Genomic DNA, 21,030 nt, shown 5'->3' with positions numbered 1-21,030 from the left:
CCCCTATGCTAGTTGTACGCGCAATCCAAGCCACCGACCTCGATGCCCTGTATGTGATGGCCACCCAGGTAGGCAGCGGCATGACCACGCTCAAGCCGGACATGAAGATGATGGGCGACCGCCTGAACATCGCCGTGGCCTCGTTTGCCGAAACCATCCCGCCCGAAGAGCGCGACTACATGTTCGTGATGGAGGATACCGACAGCGGCCGCCTGGCCGGCGTGTGCGCCATCAAGGGCTCGGTGGGCTTGACCGAACCGTTTTACAACTACCGCATCGGCACGCTGGTGCACTCCAGCCGCGAGCTGGATGTGTTCACCCGCATGGACACGCTGTACCTGTCGAATGACCTGACCGGCAGCACCGAACTGTGTTCGCTGTTCCTGCATCCGGACTACCGCATCGGCAACAACGGCAAGCTGCTGTCGAAGTGCCGCTTCCTGTTCATCGCCCAGTTCCCGCACCTGTTCACCGAAAAGCTGATCGCCGAAATGCGCGGCTACCAGGAGGAGAGCGGCCGTTCGCCGTTCTACGAAGGGCTGGGCCGCCACTTCTTCAAGATGGACTTCGACCACGTCGATGCGCTGACCGCCGTCGGCAAGAAGTCCTTCATCGCCGAACTGATGCCGCGCCAGCCGCTGTACGTGGCTTATCTGCCGGACGACGCGCAGGAAGTCATCGGCAAGGTGCATACGTCCACCGCGCCGGCGCGCCGCCTGCTGGAGCAGGAAGGCATGTACTTCGAAGGCTACGTCGATATTTTCGACGCCGGCCCGGTGCTGCAGGCGCGCGTGTCCGAACTGCGCGCCATGCGCGACAGCACGCTGGCCGACATCGGCCCGGCGACCGACTGGGATTCCGCCTGCGCGCCGGAGAGCGTTGCGGCCGAGCCTATGCTGGTCTCCAACACCACGCTTAAAGATTTCCGCATGATTTTGTCGCAGGCGATGCCGGTCAACGGCGTCGTCGCCCTGCCGGAAGCGGAGCAGCAGCTCCTGCATTGCCGCAGCGGCGACACCGTGCGCACCTTGACTCTCAATCCGAGGAAGAACAATGGCTAACTCCGTGGCAAACATCAGCAACTTCATTAACGGCGAATGGATCGCCGGCAGCGGCGCCGAACTGGTGACCATCAATCCGGCCACCGGCCAGCAGACCTGGTCCAGCAACGAATCGACCGCAGTGGATGTGGCGCAGGCCACCACCGCCGCGCGCGCCGCGTTCGATGCGTGGGCACTGGCGCCGCTGGAAGACCGCATCGCCGTCTGCACCCGCTTCCGCGACTTGCTCAAGCAGGATGCCGAGGAGCTGGCGCTGCTGATCTCCGAAGAAGTGGGCAAGCCGCTGTGGGAGTCGCGCACCGAAGTGGCCACCATGGCCAACAAGATCGATATCTCGGTGCAGGCCTACGGCGCCCGCACCGGCGAATCGCACAACAAGGTGGCCGATGGCGAAGCGGTGCTGCGTCACCGTCCGCACGGCGTGTTCGGCGTGTTCGGTCCTTACAACTTCCCCGGCCACCTGCCGAATGGACACATCGTGCCGGCGCTGATCGCTGGTAACACGCTGGTGTTCAAGCCAAGCGAATACGCGCCGCGCACCGCCATCAAGACGGTGCAGCTGTGGGAAAAGGCCGGCCTGCCGTACGGCGTGCTGAATCTGGTCAACGGCGGCCGCGAAACCGGCATCGCGCTGGGCCAGAGCAAACTGCTGGACGGCGTGCTGTTCACCGGCAGCTGCCAGACCGGCACCGCGCTGCATAAACAATTCGGCGGCCAGCCGGGCAAGATGCTGGCGCTGGAAATGGGCGGCAACAACCCGCTGGTGATCTGGGATGCCAAGGAACTCGACGCCGCCGTGTTCATGGCGATTTCGTCGGCCTTCATCTCGGCCGGCCAGCGCTGCACCTGCGCGCGCCGTCTGATCCTGCCGGCTGGCGCGGCTGGTGACGCCATCGTCGCGCGTCTGGTCGATGTGGCCAGCCGTTTGACCGTCGGCGCGTCCGACGCCGAACCGGCGCCGTTCATGGGACCAGTGGTGTCGGCCGCTGTCGCCAAGCGTTTGGTGCAGGCGCAGGCCGATTTGGTCGCGCGCGGCGGCAAGCTGCTGCTGGAGATGAAACACCTGGACGTCAACAGCGGCTTCGTTTCGGCCGGCATCGTCGATGTCACCGATGCCAAAGGCATTCCCGACGAGGAGTGGTTCGGTCCTCTTCTGCAAATCATCCGCGTGGCGGATTTTGAAAGCGCCATCGACGCCGCCAACAACACCGCCTTCGGCCTGGCCGCGGCGCTGATCTCCAACGACGAAAAGCTGTGGAAGATTTTCCAGGTGCGCGCGCGCGCCGGCATCGTCAACTGGAACCGTCCAACCACCGGCGCCGCCAGCAGCGCGCCGTTCGGCGGCGTGGGCCAGTCGGGCAATCACCGTCCAAGCGCCTACTACGCGGCGGACTACTGCGCCTATCCGGTCGCATCGATTGAGAACAACGTACTTGAAATGCCAGCGAAGCTTTCGCCGGGCATGCACTTCTAAAGGCAGCACCTCATGTCCGCACGCGAATTCAACTTCGACGGCCTGGTAGGCCCATCGCACAACTACGCCGGCCTGTCGTTCGGTAACGTCGCCTCGTTCAGCAACGTCAAGAGCGCCTCCAATCCCAAGCTGGCCGCGCTGCAAGGCCTGGCCAAGATGCGCGCACTGGCGGCACGCGGCTTCGGCCAGGCGCTGCTGCCGCCGCAGGACCGTCCGAACTTCCGCCTGCTGCGCAGCATCGGCTTTAGCGGCACGGACGCCGAGGTGCTGGCCAAGGCGGCGAAAGAATCACCGGTGATTTTGGCGTGCGCGTATTCGGCCTCGCCGATGTGGACCGCAAATGCCGCCACCGTCAGCCCGTCGGCCGACAGCGCCGATGGCCGCACGCACTTCACCGCCGCAAACCTGAACAACAAGCTGCATCGCGCGTTTGAACACACGCAGTCTGCGCGTTCGCTGCGCGCCATCTTCAAAGATGAAAAACACTTTGCCGTGCACGATGCGCTTCCTGGCACGCCGGCCTTTGGCGACGAAGGCGCGGCCAATCACACGCGTTTGTGCAAGGACCACGGCAGCAGCGGCGTCGAGATGTTCGTCTACGGCCGCACCGAGTTCGACGCCTCCGCACCGGCGCCGAAGAAGTACCCGGCGCGCCAGACGCTGGAAGCTTCGCAAGCAGTGGCGCGCCTGCATGGCCTGTCGGCCGGGCGCACCGTCTACATCCAGCAGAATCCCGACGTCATCGATCAAGGCGTGTTTCATAACGACGTGATCGCGGTAGGTAACGCCAATGCCCTGTTCTACCACGAGCAGGCATTCGCCGACGAGGCAGGCGCGCTCGATCAACTGCGCCGTGCGCTCGCCGGCGTCGGCGCGGACCTGAACGCGATCCGCGTCGATACCGCGCGCGTACCGGTGGCCGATGCCGTGGCCAGTTATCTTTTCAACAGCCAGCTGCTGAGCAAGGCCGATGGCAAGATGGCACTGGTGATTCCGCAGGAGTGCCAGGAAGTCGCTTCCGTGGCCGCGTATCTGGATGGCCTTGTGGCGGGCGGCAGCGCGATCGATGAACTGATACATTTCGACCTGCGCCAGTCGATGCGTAACGGCGGCGGGCCTGCGTGCCTGCGTTTGCGCGTGGCGTTGACCGACGCCGAAGCCGCCGCCATGCATCAAGGCGTGGTGATGACCGAGGCGCTGTATCACACGCTGGTGGCGTGGGTGGAAAAACACTACCGCGACCGCCTGGCCCCTGCCGATCTGGCAGACCCACAACTGGCGATAGAAGTGCATAATGCGTTGGAGGAGCTGAGCCGCATTCTGGGGCTGCCAGGACTCTACGATTTTTGATAATAAACGCCGTGCAGCCACAAGCCGGCGCGGCGATTGCAACACAAGATACCTATAACGTATTGGAGAAGCAAAAGATGAAACCAACCCCACAAGACTTGCGCAATCAAACACTGGATCAGGTCAAGGCAAGCATGTCGCCGGGCGACGATGCCAAGGTCGCGGAACTGATCGCCGCCTGGCTGAAGTCACTGGACGATGAAGACCTGGCCGGCATTGCGCCAGCCAGTCTGGCGATGGTGTTGTGGGGCGGTTTTGTGCAGGCAGCCAAGCGTACCGCCAGCGGCGCGCAAATCGCCCGCTTGCGCTACGACGATGGCCGCGGCGGCATGGCGACCGCGCTGCTGATCCTGAACGATGACATGCCGTATCTGGTGGACTCGATCGTCATGGCCATGCGCAAGCTGCGGGTGAGCGCCAACAACGTGCTCAATACGGTGCTGCCGGTGACGCGCAACGCCGATGGCGTGGTGACGGCGGTTGGCGAGCCTGGCGCCAAGCTGGAATCGTATGTGCTGGTGCTGCTGTCGGAAGATTTGCCGGAAGCGGAAATCGGCATGCTGGAAGAACGCATCGTCATGGTGTCGCGCGACGCCGCCGTGGTGCGCCGCGACCGCGCCGCCATGCTGGAACAATTCAGCCGTATCGGCGCGGAAGCCGCATCGCATGGTGAAGAAGGCAAGGAAGTCGCCGCCTTCCTCGAATGGGCCAAGACCGAAGGCTTCGAGCCGTTCGGCTACGCCTACTACGCCGTCAAGCCGGGCGTGCGTGAACTGGAGCGTGACATCCCTAGCCGCATCGGCGTGCTGCAGGACACCTCGCATCCGGTGTACGGCACCTGCCTGGCCAATATCCCTGGCGATTTCGATACGCTGTCCAAGCGCGGCCACACGCTGTCCATCGTCAAAGCCGACGTGGAAGGCACGCTGCACCGCGACCAGCAACTGGACTTCATCGGCATCCGCCGCACCGACGCGCAAGGCGCGATCCTCGGTGAATACTGCTTCGTGGGCCTGTTTACCCGCGCCGCCACCTCGACGCCGCTGAACCGCCTGCCGTTCGCGCGTGGCCGCGTGGCGCGCGTGCTGAGCATCGCCGGCGTGCGCCAGGAAGGCTTCCGCGCCGAGAAGTTCGTCGAGATCCTCGAATCGCTGCCGCGCACCGAAGCGCTGGAAGCCGATCCGGAATGGCTGGCCGAAGTATGCGGCGCCGTGGTCTCGCTGTACAAGCAGCCGCGCGCGAAAGTGTTCGCCCGCCGCGACGTCTATGCGCGTCACCTGAACGTGCTGGTCTACCTGCCACGTGAGCGTTACAGCGCAAGCGTCGGTTCGGCGTTGGCCAAGGCTTTGCAGGCCAGTTCCGGCGCCAACCATGTCAGCTCGCAGACGCTGGTGGCTGATGGCCCGCTGGCCCGCGTCTACCTGATCGCGCATGGTGCGCGCTATCCGCTGGATCTGGAAACCGACATCCAGCAACCGCTGCTGGCCGTGATGGACGGCTGGCATGACAAGTTCTCCGTGCTGGCCGATGCCGTCACCGACGTGCCGCTGCGCGCCAGCCTGCGCAAGATGTGCGCCACGCTACCGACCGATTACGTCGCCACCACCACGCCGTCCGCCGCCTTCCACGATCTGGGCGCAATCCTGCGCAACACCGATCCGTCGCGCGTCAGCGTGCGGGTGGATGCCGACAACGGCCACACCAGCATTCGCCTGTATTCGGTGGACCGCGTGCCGTCGCTGTCGACCATCCTGCCGGCGCTGCATAACGCCGGCGTGACCATCGACCGCGAACAGGCGCACTCGCTGCGCGTGAACGGCGAGCGTCATTTCGTCACCAGCCTGTCAGTGGATGCCGACAGCGCCGCCAAACTGTCCAAGCCGGAAATCGTGCCAGTGGCGGAAGAACTGTTCGCCGCGCTGTTCAACGATGCGGCGGAAGATGGCCGTCTGAATGGCCTGGTGGTCGAAGGTGGCCTGAGCGTGCGCGAAGTGCAGCTGGTGCGCGCCTACATGAGCTACTGGCGTCAGGCCAGCCCGCGCTTCTCGGTGCGCTACATGGCCGAGACGCTGCGCAAGCAGCCGGCCATCGTCAAGGAACTGGTGGACGCCTTCCTGCAACGCTTCAACCCGGCCAATGACGAAGCCACGCGCGCCGCAGCGCTGGACAAGGTTGCCGATATCAAGAGCCGCCTGCCGGCCATCAACCACGCCGACAGCGAAGAAGTGCTGGGCGCGATGGCCACGCTGATCAGCGCCACGCTGCGCACCAACTACTTCCAGAACGATCAGCAGGGCGACAAAATCATCTTCAAGCTCGATACCAGCAACCTGGCGCTGGTGCCGGAGCCGCGTCCGTTCCGCGAGATCTTCGTGTTCTCGCGCCGCTTTGAAGGCGTGCACCTGCGCGGCGGTCCTGTCGCCCGTGGTGGCCTGCGCTGGTCGGACCGCATGGAAGACTACCGCACCGAAGTCCTCGGCCTGGTGAAGGCGCAGATGGTGAAGAACGCCGTCATCGTGCCGGCCGGCGCCAAGGGCGGCTTTGTCTGCAAGCAGATGCCGAAAGACGCCGTGCGCGAAACCATCGCGGCGGAAGGCGAGGCAGTGTATCGCCTGTTCATCGCCAGCCTGCTGGAAGTGACCGACAACCGCGTGCTGGGTAACATCGTGCCGCCGTCCGATACCGTGGTCTACGATCCTAACGATCCTTACCTGGTGGTGGCGGCCGACAAGGGCACCGCCACCTTCTCCGACATCGCCAACGGCATCGCCGTGCAGCGCGGCTTCTGGCTGGGCGACGCATTTGCGTCGGGCGGTTCCAACGGCTACGACCACAAGAAGATGGGCATTACCGCCAAGGGCGCGTTTGAAGCGGTCAAGCGCCACTTCTACGAAATGGACCACGACATTCACGTGTCGCCGGTGACCATGGTCGGCGTGGGCGATATGTCGGGCGACGTGTTCGGCAACGGCGCGCTGTTGTCGCGCAAGCTGAAGATCGTGGCGGCGTTCGATCACCGTCATATCTTCCTCGATCCGAATCCGGACATGGAAGTGTCGTTCGTTGAGCGTGAGCGCATGTTCGCGCTGCCGCGCTCCTCGTGGGAAGACTACAACAAGGAACTGATTTCGAAAGGCGGCGGCGTATTCCCGCGTAATGCGCGTTCGATCGAGCTGTCGCCGGAAATCCGCGCCGTGCTGGATATCGAAGAAACCGCGCTGGCGCCGGAAGAGCTGATGCACCGCATCCTGCTGGCGCCGGTGGACCTGTTCTACAACGGCGGTATCGGCACTTACATCAAAGCGTCGACCGAATCGCACGCACAGGTCAAGGACCGCGCCAACGACAATATCCGCGTGGACGGCAATCAGCTGCGCTGCAAGGTCGTCACCGAAGGCGGCAACCTGGGTGCGACGCAGGCTGGCCGTATTGAGTTTGCGCTGTCGGGTGGCCGCATCTTCACCGATGCGATCGACAACTCGGCCGGCGTGGATTGCTCCGACCATGAAGTGAACGCGAAGATGTGGCTGGACGTGGAAATGAACGCCGGCCAGTTGAGCGAAGCGGACCGCAACCGCACGCTGAACGAGATGACCGACGACATCGAACGCCTGGTCCTGCGCGACAACACGCTGCAAACGCAGTTGCTGGTGCGCGAGTTGCAGGCGCAGGTCGATCCGGAAGTGCAGGACGGTTATGCCGCGCTGATCGCATCGCTGGAAGAAGAAGGCGCGTTGTCGCGTGAGCTGGAGCAGCTGCCGTCGGTGGCTGAACTGGCGCGCCGCAAGGCCGATGGCCGCGGCCTGACCACGCCGGAACTGGCGGTGGTCATCGCCAACGTCAAAAACCGCTACAAGCGCATCCTGTCGGCGCTGCCGCTGACCGAGAGCAGCTGGGCCGAGTCGGTGCTCAAGCCGTACTTCCCGGATCTGCTGGTGGCTACGCGTCCAGCATTGGCGCACCCGCTGGCCAACGCCATCCTGGCGACCGTGCTGGCGAATGAGTCGGTCAACCGCTGCGGCCCGCTGATGCTGCGTCAACTGGCCGGTGAACATGGCGTGGATGAAGCGGATGTGATACTGGCGTGGGGCCAGGCATGGTCCGCGCTGAACCTGGCGCCGATCTTCGATACGCTGGATGAAGATGCGCTGAAGATTCCGCGCGCAGTATCGATCAAGGTTGATGCGCATACCCGCGTGCTGCAGAAGGCTGTGATTGAAGGCGCGCTGTCGGTGCCTGCCGAGCAGCTGCATGCACAGGGAGGCGCCGCCGAGTTGACCCGCCTGTTCGCCAATCCGGAAACGCTGGCGCAGCTGACGCCTGTTAGCGGCCAGTCGGAAGCGGAACTGACCGCCGGCCTGCGCGCAGAGTTTGTGCGCGCCTGGATGGCGGTGGATGCGCTGGAAGCGGTGGCGGCGTTTGTGTTTGCGGCGTTGTCGGTACAGCGTCCGGCGGGCATGGACTTGCCGGCCTTCCTGCATGTGGGCCTGGCGCTGCGCGCGCAGGTTGGCATCGACACGCTGGAGCGCGGCTTGAAGCTGCCGGCCACCAGCCGTTCGCAGGAACAGCTGCGCAGCTACGCGCAGAACGCGCTGCGCCGCACGCAGCAACGCTTGCTGTCGCAGGTGCTGAAGCATGCCACCGGCGGCCATTCGGCGCTGGAGGCGGTGGAGGTAGTCGCCAACACGCTGGGCTTGTCCGGCTATTCTGTGGCGACGGATCTGGAACAGGCGATGCTGGATGTGTGGGCCTTGTCCGAGGCGGTCAACGCCAGCATCACGGCACAGGCGGCGTAATACGATGAGCGTTTCGCAAGGAGATTCGTCGGCAGCGTTGCCGCAGCAGTTGCCTGCTGCGGTGCGCGCGCTGGCGGAGGCGGATTTCAGCGCCATCGCGCCGCGCTTCACGGCGGCCGGTTTCGCGGTCGCCGAGCCGGCCGACGGCATCATCACGATCCGCGCTGCCGATGGCAGTACCACCCGTCCGGCGGTACTGATCTCCGTCGGCGTTCACGGCGACGAGACCGGCCCGATCGAAGTTGTCGCCTGGTTGCTGGACGCCTTGTCGCATCAGCCCTCCGCGCTGGCGGTGGACCTGATGCTCTGCGTCGGCAATATCGGCGCCATCCGCGCCGGCAAGCGCTTCATCGATGCGGATCTGAACCGCATGTTCCGCGCCCAACGCGGCACGCTGGAAGGTACTGCGGAAGCCGCGCGCGCGGACGTGATGATCGCCGCCACCACCGCGTTCTTCAAAGATGCGGGCCCGGCGCGCTGGCATCTCGACCTGCACACGGCGATCCGGCCATCGGTCTATCCCACCTTCGCCATCGTGCCGGAACTGATTGCCGATCAACCGCGCGCGCAGTTGATCGACTGGCTGGGCCTCGCCGGCATCGGGGCCATCATTATGAATCCGGCATCGGTGGGTACTTACAGCTACTACTCGGCCGAGCACCACGCGGCGGCCGGCACCACCATAGAACTGGGCCGCATCGGCACGCTGGGTCAGAACGACCTGGCGCAATTCAAGGACGCCTCGCAGGCGCTGGACGACCTGCTGCGCGGCGCGGACAAGTGCGAAGGCACGCAGCGGCCGCACATCTTCAACACCGCGCGCCAGATCATCAAGTTGAGCGACCAGTTCCAGATGGCGTTCGGCAAAGAGACGCATAACTTCACCGCCATGAAACAAGGAGAAGAGATTGCACGCGATGGCGACACCGTCTACACCGTGCAGCATGCGGAAGAACTGGTGGTGTTCCCCAATCCCGATGTGCGGGTGGGCTTGCGCGCAGGGCTGATGGTGGTGCGCGTCGACTGATCTTTACCCCTCTTTACACTCTGCGGGGTCATGGATACATGGTTTAGTTCGTTAATAGAATAGCGTCCTTAACCACGGAGTAAGAACCATGAGCACAGCAATCAGCAGCGTTTCCAGCAGCACCACTACCGCCCCGACGTTCGACCCAGCCAAAGGCGCAGCGCGTCTGGCGACCAAGATGTTTGACGATATGGATGCCGACACCGACGGTTCGGTCAGCAAAGACGAATTCGTCAAAGGCCTTGAATCCAAAGGAGTCTCGTCCGACGACGCGACCAAGCAATTCGACGCCATCGACAAACAAGGCACCGGTTCGATCACCAAGGATGACCTGACAGCGGCCATCAAGAGCGGCGACTTCAAACCACCACGTCCACAAGGCGGCGGTGAAGGCGGCTCGGAAGGCACGAGTGGCGTCAGCGGCGCTGGTGGTGCCGGTGGTGCGCGTGGCGCCGGCGGAGCAGGCGGCGCCAGCGCGGCGGGGGGCAGCAGCAGCGCCACCAAAACCTACGAAGCAGCCGACAAGAACGAAGACGGCACCGTGACCCAGCAAGAGCAACTGGTCTACGACATCGCCCAAGCCAGCAAAGCCGCCGCCGCCAGCAACACCAGCCAGATCGGCAACAACATCGACGCCCTGGCCTGACCGCCGGCAGCCTTCAACCCGTTGCGCTACACTCAGAGTTTTCTTTCGGGGAGATGATGATGGCGCTATCGATGTATCAATTGACGGTGCCCGCGTTCGTGCGCGGGTTGAAGGTGGTGTCGGAGTTGTTGAAGAAGGCCGAAGCGCACGTCGAGCAGCATGGCTCGGTGCCGGATGCGATGATCTCGGCGCGGCTGGCCGATGATATGTTGCCGCTGACGGGGCAAGTACAGCGCGCCAGCGATACGTCGAAGATGACGGTGGAGCGCCTGACCGGCGTGCCGGCGCCTAAGTTTGAAGATAACGAAACGTCATTCGATCAGCTGCAACAGCGGATCGCCAACACCATCGCCTTCCTGGAAAGCGTGACGCCGGAGCAGTTCGCCGACAGCGAAGAACGCACCATCCGCCTCAACTTCGGCGGCTTCCCGGACTTTACCGGCGCCAGCTACTTGCTGACCTTCGCGCTGCCCAATTTCTACTTCCACGTCACCACCGCCCATGACATCCTGCGCAACCAGGGCGTCAAGATCGGCAAGCTCGACTATTTGGGCGCTTACGCTTAGTGGTGGACGATCAGCGCCGTCAGGGTAATAGCCAGGCCAAGCAGGACCATGGCGGCGCCGGTCACGGCGGCTGGATGGATGCGGCGGGATACGGTAGGGATCTTTTGAATCGGCATGGCTGGCTCTCCTTCTTGGCTTTGAGTAATACTTGCCCCAAGAGTAAGCCATCGCCTGTTTGCAATCTATACATGCCGCTGTATCAAAAGTAAGCACTTGTAACGCAGGCCATATGGAATAAGGGGCAAAGTTGTATTTGTGGCACAAAATACCTTTAGGGGAGCCGGACGGAAAGCCCTATAATCGCTGTGTTTTTGCCCGAACATCATCTCCCACAAGGATTGCCTGTGAACCAAACGCTGGTCCAGAAACTGACCCGTACCAAGCTGGTCAACCATCAAAAAACAGAAGACCCAAGCAGCAGCAACAGTTTGCACCGCTCTGTAGGCCTGTTCCCCCTGACGATGATCGGTGTCGGCGCCACGATCGGCACCGGCATCTTCTTTACGATGGTTGAAGCCGTACCCAAGGCTGGCCCATCCGTCATCCTGTCATTCCTGATCGCCGCCATCACCGCCGGCCTGACCGCGCTGTGCTATGCCGAGCTGTCGTTCCGCATTCCGGCCTCCGGCTCGTCGTATTCGTTCGCTTACGCCACCGTGGGCGAGTTCCTGGCCTTCATCATGGCCGCCTGTTTGCTGCTGGAATATGGCCTGGCCGCCAGCGCGGTGGCGATCGGCTGGTCGGATTATCTGAACAACTTCCTGAATAACGCGGTCGGATGGCATATTCCCGAGATGCTGCGCTCGCCGACGATTGTCTCGACCGCGCACGGGATCGAGGTGCATGGCGGCCACATCAATCTGCCGCCGATCATCCTGGTGTGCCTGTGCTGCCTGCTGCTGATCCGCGGCGCCAAGGAATCGGCCACCACCAACGCCATCATGGTGATGATCAAGCTGGCGATCCTGATCTTCTTCGTGGTGATCGCCTTCAGCGGTTTCGACATCAACAATTTCCATCCGTTCTTCAGCCCGGACGGCGGCGTGCATACCACCGGCATGGCCGGCGTGACGGCGGCGGCGGCGACCGTGTTCTTCTCCTTCATCGGCCTGGACACCGTGGCCACGGCCGGCGAAGAAGTGCGCAATCCCACCCGCAATGTGCCGATCGGCATCCTGTCCGCGCTGGTCATCGTCACCGTGTTCTATATGCTGGTGGCGGTGGCCGCCATGGGCGCGCAGCCGGCGGCCAAGTTCGCCGGGCAGGAAGCCGGCCTGGCCGTGATCCTGCAAAACGTCACCGGCAAGACCTGGCCGGCGCTGGTGCTGGCGGCGGGCGCCGTGATTTCGGTATTCAGCGTGACGCTGGTGACCATCTACGGCCAGACCCGCATCCTGTACGCGATTTCCAAGGACGGCCTGATTTCGCCGGCGTTCCAGAAAGTCAGCCCTCGCACCGGTTCGCCGGTGCACAACACGCTGATCGTCTGCATCGTGGTGGGCCTGGTGGCCGGTTTTGTCGATGCGACCTTCCTGTGGGATATGGTCAGCATGGGTACGCTGACGGCGTTCAGCGTGGTGTCGGTAGCGGTGCCGGTGATGCGCCGCAAGGAAGGCCCGTCGGCCGTCAAAGGCTTCCGCGTCCCGGGTGGTCCTTACCTGGTGCCGGGCCTGAGCATCGCGGCCTGCCTGTACCTGATGTTTGGCCTGTCGATGACGACCTACACCATTTTCGGTATCTGGATCACCGCCACGGTGCTGACGTACTTCCTGTACGGCATGCGCAACTCGCGCCTCAACCGTCAGTAATACGGTAGCCAATTAAAAAGCCCCGGCCGCTTGCGCGTGCCGGGGCTTTTGCCATTTTGACGGTGTAGCTTATTCTGCGCTGTTGTTCTCTGGCTTGTTGCCCAGGTACAGGCGCAGCACCAGGCCGGACAGAGCGATTGCAGCAGGCAGGTTTTCGATAATGGTCAGCATAGTATTTCTCCTTGAGTGAATTCGATTAACCGCGCGATGCGAAGAAACGCAGCTCGGCGGACAGGCTAGGGGAGTGGCGCTCGCAGTCATTCGCCATGCGAGTGAGCCACCAGATGGTTTCTTCTTTGTTGCGCTGCGACATACCCGGCTGTACGGCAAATACGGCTGCGAACAGCTGGCGTACTGCGGTGGCAACATTGGCGAAGTAGCCAGTGTCGTTGGTGGTGGTGTAGGTCATTGCGCTCATCGGAAACTCCATCAATATTCGTTTGTTGCGTTGCAGTATGCGCGAATTTCAGTAATAAGAAAACTTTCGATTTATGATACGAGCCATAAGTAATGTATATAACTTGGGATTTCCCCTATGAAGAGGTGCTGCTTTGGGGCAAGTTAAAGTAGTGTAATTTTTTCGCGCAGCCGCTGCCTTCGGGTATGATTACTGTCCTTTTGGCAATAATCTGATGGGGTGGGAATGTCTCTGCGCACGAAATTCATGCTGGCGTTGCTGCTCACCGGACTGGCTGCCGTGGCAATGGTGGGCGGGTTGGCTTATGCCGGCATGACCAAGAAGGTGGACAGCCTGCGGCGCGAGCGCGCTGCCGAACATTTCCATGCCGCCGTCACCGCCTATCTGGCGCAGTACGACTGGAAGGCCAATCACGGCAAGGAGGGTTTCGATGACTTCATGCTGAGTCGCGGGCCGCTGGCCGGCGATCGTCCGCCGCCGCCGGATGGTGAGCGCCGCCGTCCGCCGCCGCCCGGCGAGGGCCGCCCGGAGCGTCGCGGCGAGCCGCCATACCATTTCATCCTGGCCGACCAGGACTACCGCGTGCTGCTGGGCGCCGGCGTCTACGAGCACGGCGAACTGCTGCCGGAAGCGGCGCGCAAGGATGCGCGGGCGGTCGAGGTGCAAGGCCGCGTGGTCGCCTATGTGTCGCCGGAAGGCGTGATCACGCCGAGCAAGCAGGAACTGCAATACCTGGCGGCGATGCGCGACGCGTTGTGGTTTGGCGTCAGCGGCGCGGCGGTGCTGGCGCTGGTACTCGGCGTGTTGTTAAGCCGGGGACTGGGCCGCACGCTGGGTCATCTGACCGGCGCGGTGCGCGCCATGCATGGCGGTTCGCTGTTGCAGCGGGTGCCGGTCGAGGGCAAGGATGAAGTGGCCGAACTGGCCGCCGCCTTCAACGCCATGAGCGAAAAGCTGGCGCGCACGCACGAGGAGTTGAGCGAGTCGCACCACACCATTCTGACGCAGGCGGAGCAGATGCGTGAGCTGAGCGTGCGCGATGCGCTGACCAAGCTGCATAACCGCCGCCACTTCGACGAACAGGCCAGCAGCTTGTTCAGCCACGCGGTGCGCCACAAGCGGCCACTCAGCGTGGTGATCGGCGATATCGATTTCTTCAAGAAGATCAACGACCAGTTCTCGCACGCCACCGGCGATGTGGTGCTGCGCCAGGTGGGCGAAATCCTGCGCGGCCACATGCGCCTGAGCGATCTGGTAGCGCGCTACGGCGGCGAGGAATTCGTCATCGCGTTTCCGGAGACCGAACTGCCGCAGGCCGCTGCGCTGTGCGACAAGCTGCGCGCGATGATCGAGGCCTTCCCATGGCATCAGGTGCATCCGGAACTGAAGGTGACCATGAGCATGGGCGTGTACGCCGACCTGGCGGCCGGCACGGCGGAAGCGATGCTGCAAAAGGCCGATGCGCTGCTGTACCGCGCCAAGGAGACGGGCCGCAACCGCGTCTGCTTCGCCGCCTGATCAGGCCTTGCGGTCCAGCCAGCGGCCGCCGAACATGGTGCAGATCAGCGCCGCGACAATCAGCGCGGTGCCGGCCCACTGCCACGCGCCGATGGTATCGCCGAGCATCAGCATGCCGGAGGCGATGCCGACCACCGGTACGCCCAGGCTGAATGGCGCCACGCGGTTGACCGGATGGCGCTTCAACAGACGTGTCCACATCGCATAGCCGGCGATGGTGGAAATCCAGCCGATATACGCGACCGCCACCCAGGTGACCGGCGGCGCAGCCATCCACGTCCAGCGGGTGGCTGGATCGTCAAACGCCAGCGACAGCAGCACGAAGGGAATAATCGGCACCGCGCCGCACCAGACGATGAAGCTGATGACGTCAAAGTTGGGCGTTTCCTTCTGCGCGCGGCGGACGACGATATTCGACACGGCCCACATAGCGGCACCGGCCAGGCATAGCACGAAGCCGCCCGGCGTGATGTCGATGGCGTGGCCCGATTGCATGGCGCTGGTGGCGAAGCAACCCAGGCCCACGGCCGCCAGCAGCAGCCCGGCCATTAGCGCGCGGCTGGTGTGTTCCTTCAGCAGCATGAAGCTGAAGATGGCGGTGAAGAAGACCTGTGTCTGCAAAATCACCGAGGCCAGCGAGGCCGACATGCCGACCTTGAGCGACAGGAACAGCAGACCGAATTGGCCCACGCCCTGGCTTAAACCGTAGGCGATCACCCACTTGGGCGCCAGCTTGGGCGGGCGCACGAAGAAGATCAGCGGCAGGATGGCGAAGACATAGCGCGCGGCGCCCAGCTGGAACGGCGTCAGGTCGCGCAGGCCGACCTTCATCGCGACGAAGTTGGTGCCCCAGATGATGACGACCAACAGGGCGGACAGCAGGTCGCGGGTGGTGAGGGCGGAGGTGTTCATCCGCCCATACTAGCAGGTGCGCTAGGCGATGTCTCGCAGGATGGCTTCGCGGTGGACGATGATTTTGACGGCGTCCGCTTGCAGCAGCCGGATGCGGCGCTGGACCAGCGGCCAGCCGGACCACGGCACGCTGCTGGTGTCGGCAGCCATGGGCGTCATCAACGGCGCCTGGTCGGCCTTGTGCGGATCGAGCGCGCGCGTCAGCGTCTCCACCACCTGGTCATGGCTGTCGGTCAGCATGGCGTTGACCGCTGCCGCCGGCAGCTCCTTGGTATGTCGGCGCAGGATCGCGCGCAGCGCCGCCACGTGCGCCACCAGCAGGTAATTCTGCACGATGAACAGGTTGATATCCTCCACCGCGCGCTGCTTGCTGGATGGCTCGTCGAGCATGCGCACCAGCGCGGAGCTGAGCATGGCCAGGCTGTCCATCAGGCGTTTGCGTTCGATGCGGTAGGCGAAATCGTCCTTGCCTTTGCCTTGCAGCAGATCGAAGCTGGCCTGCATGTAGCGCAGGTTCACTGACAGCACCTCGCGCACCAGTCTTGGCAAGGTCTGGTACTCCCAGCTGGCCAGCACGAAGCTGAACACCGTCGCCACCGCTGCGCCGATGAAGGTGTCAATCAGGCGCTCCATGATCAGGTTATGGTTGCCCGGCGCGATCAGGTGCATTTGCAGCAGGATCATGATCGACACCGCAATCGCCGCATAGCGGTAGCGCAGGTAGATGAAGGTCGGCGTGGCCACCGTCGCCAGCACCAGGCAGCCGAGGATCAGCGCCGGGTAGTTGAGGAACTTGATGATCAGCGCCGTCACCACGCAGCCGATGATGGTGCCGATAATGCGGTCGCTGCGGCGCTGCTTGGTCATGCTGAACGACGGCTTGAGGATGATCACAATCGTCAGCACGATCCAGTAGCTGTGCGCCGCATACGGCAGCAGCGCCGCCACCGCCAGGCCGACCGCAATCGCCATCGCCACCCGCAGCGAGAAACGGAAGATCGGCGAATCGAGCCGCAGGTGCGACAGGATCATGCGGAACTCGTACTTCTGCTGCGACAGGAACGGGCCCATGTCGGCATCCACCCAGAACGGTGTGGTGTCGTAGGCCTTCTGGCTGGCCTGATGCAGCTCGCCGATCATCTTGATGATGGCGCGGATCTTGTTGCGCTGCGCGCGCAGCACCGCCAGCGCTTCCTGCTGCGGCTTGCCGTCGTCGATGCGCTGCTGGATCGCGGCCAGTTCGGCTTCGATCGCATTCATCTCCGGCTCGTAGCTGATCTCCGGATAGGACGACTTCTTGCGCGTGACGTCGTAGGCCACCGATTCGATATCGCGCGCAGCCTTGTAGGCCAGGTCGTGCAGCGTTTGCATCACCGGCGAATCGGCCAGGTGCGCGCGCAGCAGCGCGTAGTCGGTATGGGTGGAGAGGATCAGTTCATACAGGTCCAGCATGCAGACGTGAACCTGAACCACGATGGCGTCGCGGGCATTGTTATGCGCGCGCAGGATCAGGTCACGCGAGGCTTGCTGACGGTCGGCCAGCAGGCTTTGATGGCGGATCAGTTTATTGAATTGTTCGGTGAGGTTGTGGCGCGCATCGTAGAAATCGGCCTTGATGTCGATGTAGGCCGCCAGTTCGAACAGCGCCTCCGCCAGCACCTGCTGCTTGATGCGGTGACGCAGTATCCACGAGATACCCATGGCGTAGGCCAGGTAGGCCACGGCGCCGAGCGTGAACAGGCCGGTGTGGATGAAGGACTGGCGCACCGTCATGTCGTGTTCCATCGACATGGTCATGATGAACAGCGTGGCCAGTTGCAGCGGCATCGATTTCTTGCCGTAGACGACCATCATGCAGGCGCCAAAGCTGACCACCACCAGCATGATCATCAGCAGCCAATGCAGCGGCGCGCACAGGCTGATTAACAGGGTCACGGCGCTGCACAGCAGCACCGAGGCGCTCATCTCGTTGAACTTGTGGCGCAGGGGGCTGGGCATGTCCATCAGCGCGGTGCACAGCGCGCCGATGCAGACCGTCATGGCGGTGGCCATGTCGGCAAATTGCAATGTGATCAGGGTGACGCCAACCAGACCGGCGGCAAAACGCAGGCCAAGATAAAAGTAATGGCTATAAAAGAAGGTGCGCAGATTGAGTGCGTAATGCATGGCTATGGCCTTGTGGGCAGCTTGCATGCGCACCGCAGGATCGCCACGGTGCGCATGTTGAATGACGCGGTTTAAATGTTAGAAAACGGACAGCACCGGGTAGCGGCGCCACTCCGGCTCCGCATGGCGCTTGCCGTTGGCGAAGATGAAGCCCAGCACCGCATCCTGATCCGACAGCAGCGCCGGATTGGCCGCCTTCCATGCTTCAAATTTAGCTTTCAGTTCCGGCTCGGTTTCCAGCATTTCCAGCGCCAGGTCTTCGAACACGTAGTCCGAGTAAGCCTCTTTCTTTTCCAGCACGCTGTTGAAGAAGCCCCAGCGGAAAAAGGAGTCGTGGCCTTGCGGTTCCAGCGTCTCGACGGCGTAGCGGGCGTTGCCCTGCTTGAGCGGGATGAACCAGTCGCCCGGTTGCACGGTAAAGCTGGCGGTGCGCGCTTCCAGCTGCACATCGTCATGGTACATATGGCCTTCATAGGCGTTGGTGCGCGAGGTCACGGAGGCGATGTGATAGTACTGCGCTTCCACCGTCTGTGCTTCGTCGAAGCGCGCCATCTCCACGCCGTTCCATTGCAGGCGTTCGATCGCTTCGCGCCAGGCTTGCGGCACGATGTAGCCTTTCGGCGCGCGCACCGTGGCCGACGGCACGAAGCTGTTGTAGTAAGGGATATCCTTTTCCCATGGCTTGCTGCGGTCATACGACAGGCGCTGGTAGTCGCCCAGCAGGCTGGCGCTGCGTTGCGCTTCGTAGCCCTTAAAGCGGAAGGTGGAGGGATTGGTTTCGTCCATCTTCCAGTTGACGGTCCATTCTTTCGCGTTGGCCGCCTGCTCTTTGGCGTCGGCGCGCAGTTGCTGGATTTGCTCGCCATGTGACACGGTGAAGGCCATGGTCACGTCCAGCAGGGCGCGCATCGAATCGTAGCGGTCCTTGAAGGGCTTGAGCATGTGCGTCTCCGGCATGAAGCCGATCACGTGGTGCAGGGCGGCGAAGCCGGTCGAGAAGCGCGGCACTTCGAGGAATTCGGCCAGGCCGTCGTCCGGCGTGTCCTTGACCGGATTGACGTACGGGCAGGTCGGCCAGCCTTTGGCGTCCATCTCTTTGTAGATGTGCGGCAGCATGGTCTCGCGCAGGAAGGGACCGAGGCCGTAGCCCAGCTTGTCCGCTTGCGTGTGGATCAGCGTCATGGTGTATGGATAGTCGGCGCCGTTGGAGGTGTGGGTGTCCACCATCACGTCCGGGTCCCAACTGGTCAGCAGCTGGTTGAACAGTTGCGCGTTATACGTGTCGCATTTGATGAAGTCGCGGTTCAGGTCGAGGTGGCGGCTGTTGCCGCGGAAGCCGAACAGCTCCGGTCCGTCCTGGTTGACGCGCGAGGTGTTGGCGCGGTTCAGCGCGCCGTCGACGTTGTACAGCGGGACAAACAGCAGCACGGTCTTGCCCAGTGCGGCCAGCTTGGCCGGATCGAAGCACAGGTCGCGCACGATGGCCATGCAGGCATCCACGCCCTCGGGTTCGCCGGGGTGGATGCCGTTGTTGTTGAAGAAGACCGGACGGCCTTCGGCCTTGATCTGGCTGCGGTCGTGCACGCCGTCGGCGCTGACCACGCCGGCGTGCACCGGAATGCCGCCGTCCGACAGGCCGATCTGCTCAAAGCGCAGCACCTGCGGGAAGCGCTGGGCTAGCTCTTCGTAGAAAGCGATGCATTCGCTCCACGTGGTGGTTTGGTTTTGATTGCCTTTTTCATAAGGCGTAGGCATGTCAGCGTGCATGGTCGTCTGGATCTCAGCGGGAATTAGGAGTGGGGCGGGCTGGGTAAGCCTGCCGGTCGAGGGCAGAATTGTATCATCGTGCCCGTTTTTTGAGCGCCCACAGGCGCAGGCTTGAGTTGCTTCAAGGTAAATTTGCGCTGGCCGTGATGTACTGGTTTTCCGATTCATCCGCCGGGAGAACAGCATGGGATATGGCTTGCGGGCAGTGCTGGTGGTGCTGTTGCTGGCGCTGGTATGCCGATGGGGCGTGGCGCAGGTGGGGCCGCGCTATGTGATCGAGTTGCCCGGCGGCGCTGCTGATACTGCGGTGGTGTCGCAGGGACGCGTGCAGTTGGCCGGCAGAGGGCTGGTGCTGATCCGGTTTCAGGATCTGACGATTCTGGCGGTGGATGCGGATGCAGAGGCCTACAGCCAGGATGCGGTGCACAGCTGGCCGGCGGCGGACCTGTTGCTGTTGCTGCCGGCCAGCAGCGGTCGCTACGATGGATTGGCGCCGCTGAACGCGCTGCGGGATGGCGTGCCGGTGATTGTGGCGGAGACGGCGGGCGCGGCCCATGCTGCGGATGCCGTGGCGGCGGTGGGCGGGCCACGCCTGTACCCGATGCAGCCATGGAATACGCTGGACTTGCGCAAGCACGCCGCGCGGCTGCGGGTGACCGCCATGCCGGGGCTGCCGGGCACGGTGGCGGTGGCGGGCTATCTGCTGGAGGTTGGCAACAGTCGCGCGTCCTACCGGCTGTATGCGGGCGCGGCGGACGATGAGGCTGCGACGCTGGCGCAGCGTCTGCCCGGCGCCGATGTTGCCTTGCTGCCGGGACGCGACGGTCCGCAGCTGCTGGCGTTGAATCGCGGTGCGCCGCCGCCGAAGCAGCCGGCCGCGTTGACTGCGGCCGGCTATCCCTTCAAGGCGATCCGGCGCTGATTACTTTTTCTTGGCGTTGGTTTCGACCCAGGTGGCGTAGGTGTCGATGAACTTCTTCAGGAATTCCTTGGTGCTGTCGTTATTGAGTTTGCCGTCGTCACCCAGCAGCTTGGCGGCGCCGCCGATGTAGGCTTCCGGCTGCAACAGCGTCGGCATATCGAGGAACACCAGCGACTGGCGCAGATGGTGGTTGGCGCCGAAACCGCCGGTGGCGCCCGGCGACACGCTGACGATGCCGGCCGGCTTGCCGCTCCACACGCTGCTGCCGTAAGGGCGCGAACCGACGTCCAGCGCATTCTTCAGCGCGGCGGTGGTCGAACGGTTGTATTCCGGTGTGAAGAGCAGCACGCCTTCGTATTCCTTGAGGCGGTCGCGGAACTGCGTCCACGCCTGCGGCGGCGTCGCGTCCTTGGCGTCCAGATCCTCGTTATAGACCGGCAGTTCGCCGATCTCGACGATATCCAATGCCAGCGAGGCTGGCGCCAGTTCAATCACGGCGTGGGCAAACTTACGGTTGAGCGAATCCTTGCGCAGGCTGCCGATGATAACGGCGATTTTCTTCGCGGACATGGAATCTCCTTACAGTGGTGAGTGGCGGG

15 protein-coding genes are annotated in these 21,030 nt (G+C 63.2%); 10 read left to right on the top strand and 5 right to left on the bottom strand.

What is annotated here, in order from left to right; all coding sequences use genetic code 11:
• Positions 1-5 precede the first annotated feature (5 nt).
• The 8 genes from astA to GTP69_RS09320 all read left to right on the top strand — a co-directional run bounded on the left by astA (position 6) and on the right by GTP69_RS09320 (position 12,728).
• Positions 6-1,061, top strand: a complete 1,056-nt coding sequence (gene astA, locus GTP69_RS09355; protein ID WP_161054623.1) for an arginine N-succinyltransferase — start codon at positions 6-8, stop codon at positions 1,059-1,061.
• Entirely contained in the window at positions 1,054-2,535 is a 1,482-nt protein-coding gene (astD, locus tag GTP69_RS09350) for a succinylglutamate-semialdehyde dehydrogenase (RefSeq protein ID WP_202424350.1), read from the top strand. The genes astA and astD overlap by 8 nt, the downstream gene beginning before the upstream one ends.
• Positions 2,536-2,547: 12 nt before the next feature.
• Positions 2,548-3,885: an N-succinylarginine dihydrolase gene (astB, locus tag GTP69_RS09345; protein WP_161054622.1), complete on the top strand. Its 1,338-nt coding sequence runs from the start codon at positions 2,548-2,550 to the stop codon at positions 3,883-3,885.
• A 77-nt stretch (positions 3,886-3,962) separates the two neighbouring features.
• Positions 3,963-8,681 carry an NAD-glutamate dehydrogenase domain-containing protein gene (locus GTP69_RS09340; protein WP_161054621.1) on the top strand — a complete coding sequence of 1,573 codons (4,719 nt, stop codon included), beginning with the start codon at positions 3,963-3,965 and terminating at the stop codon, positions 8,679-8,681.
• Positions 8,682-8,685: 4 nt separating this feature from the next.
• Complete coding sequence (locus tag GTP69_RS09335; protein ID WP_161054620.1) at positions 8,686-9,708, top strand: succinylglutamate desuccinylase; 1,023 nt, start codon at positions 8,686-8,688, stop codon at positions 9,706-9,708.
• A gap of 88 nt (positions 9,709-9,796) precedes the next feature.
• Complete coding sequence (locus GTP69_RS09330) at positions 9,797-10,354, top strand: EF-hand domain-containing protein (RefSeq protein ID WP_161054619.1); 558 nt, start codon at positions 9,797-9,799, stop codon at positions 10,352-10,354.
• A 59-nt stretch (positions 10,355-10,413) separates the two neighbouring features.
• Complete coding sequence (locus tag GTP69_RS09325; RefSeq protein WP_161054618.1) at positions 10,414-10,920, top strand: DUF1993 domain-containing protein; 507 nt, start codon at positions 10,414-10,416, stop codon at positions 10,918-10,920.
• Between the two features lie 344 nt (positions 10,921-11,264).
• Positions 11,265-12,728 carry an APC family permease gene (locus GTP69_RS09320; RefSeq protein ID WP_161054617.1) on the top strand — a complete coding sequence of 488 codons (1,464 nt, stop codon included), beginning with the start codon at positions 11,265-11,267 and terminating at the stop codon, positions 12,726-12,728.
• A gap of 196 nt (positions 12,729-12,924) precedes the next feature.
• Here the strand turns inward: GTP69_RS09320 and GTP69_RS09315 are convergent, their stop codons facing one another.
• The gene (locus GTP69_RS09315; protein ID WP_110845543.1) at positions 12,925-13,146 is read right to left on the bottom strand and encodes a hypothetical protein; all 222 of its coding nucleotides are present in this window, start codon (positions 13,144-13,146) and stop codon (positions 12,925-12,927) included.
• A gap of 225 nt (positions 13,147-13,371) precedes the next feature.
• Here GTP69_RS09315 and GTP69_RS09310 point away from each other — a divergent pair, with 225 nt between their 5' ends.
• Positions 13,372-14,664 carry a GGDEF domain-containing protein gene (locus tag GTP69_RS09310; protein WP_161054616.1) on the top strand — a complete coding sequence of 431 codons (1,293 nt, stop codon included), beginning with the start codon at positions 13,372-13,374 and terminating at the stop codon, positions 14,662-14,664.
• Here the strand turns inward: GTP69_RS09310 and GTP69_RS09305 are convergent, their stop codons facing one another.
• From GTP69_RS09305 to GTP69_RS09295, 3 genes are all read right to left on the bottom strand, one after another.
• Positions 14,665-15,576, bottom strand: a complete 912-nt coding sequence (locus tag GTP69_RS09305) for an EamA family transporter (protein WP_161054615.1) — start codon at positions 15,574-15,576, stop codon at positions 14,665-14,667.
• A gap of 21 nt (positions 15,577-15,597) precedes the next feature.
• Positions 15,598-17,742, bottom strand: coding sequence for an FUSC family protein (locus GTP69_RS09300; protein WP_161054614.1), 2,145 nt, complete (start codon positions 17,740-17,742; stop codon positions 15,598-15,600).
• A 78-nt stretch (positions 17,743-17,820) separates the two neighbouring features.
• Positions 17,821-19,509: a M14 family zinc carboxypeptidase gene (locus GTP69_RS09295; protein WP_161054613.1), complete on the bottom strand. Its 1,689-nt coding sequence runs from the start codon at positions 19,507-19,509 to the stop codon at positions 17,821-17,823.
• A gap of 184 nt (positions 19,510-19,693) precedes the next feature.
• On the opposite strand from GTP69_RS09295, the gene GTP69_RS09290 reads away from it, so the two are divergent.
• A complete protein-coding gene (locus GTP69_RS09290) occupies positions 19,694-20,431 on the top strand; it encodes a hypothetical protein (protein WP_161054612.1) in 738 nt (245 codons plus the stop codon).
• Here the strand turns inward: GTP69_RS09290 and GTP69_RS09285 are convergent, their stop codons facing one another.
• Entirely contained in the window at positions 20,432-21,001 is a 570-nt protein-coding gene (locus tag GTP69_RS09285) for an NADPH-dependent FMN reductase (RefSeq protein ID WP_161054611.1), read from the bottom strand.
• Between the last annotated feature and the right edge of the window lie 29 nt (positions 21,002-21,030).

This window comes from Duganella levis (genome assembly GCF_009857605.1).
In the GTDB taxonomy this organism is placed as follows: domain Bacteria; phylum Pseudomonadota; class Gammaproteobacteria; order Burkholderiales; family Burkholderiaceae_D; genus Rugamonas; species Rugamonas levis.
This window is presented reverse-complemented; position numbering and strand designations above follow the sequence as displayed.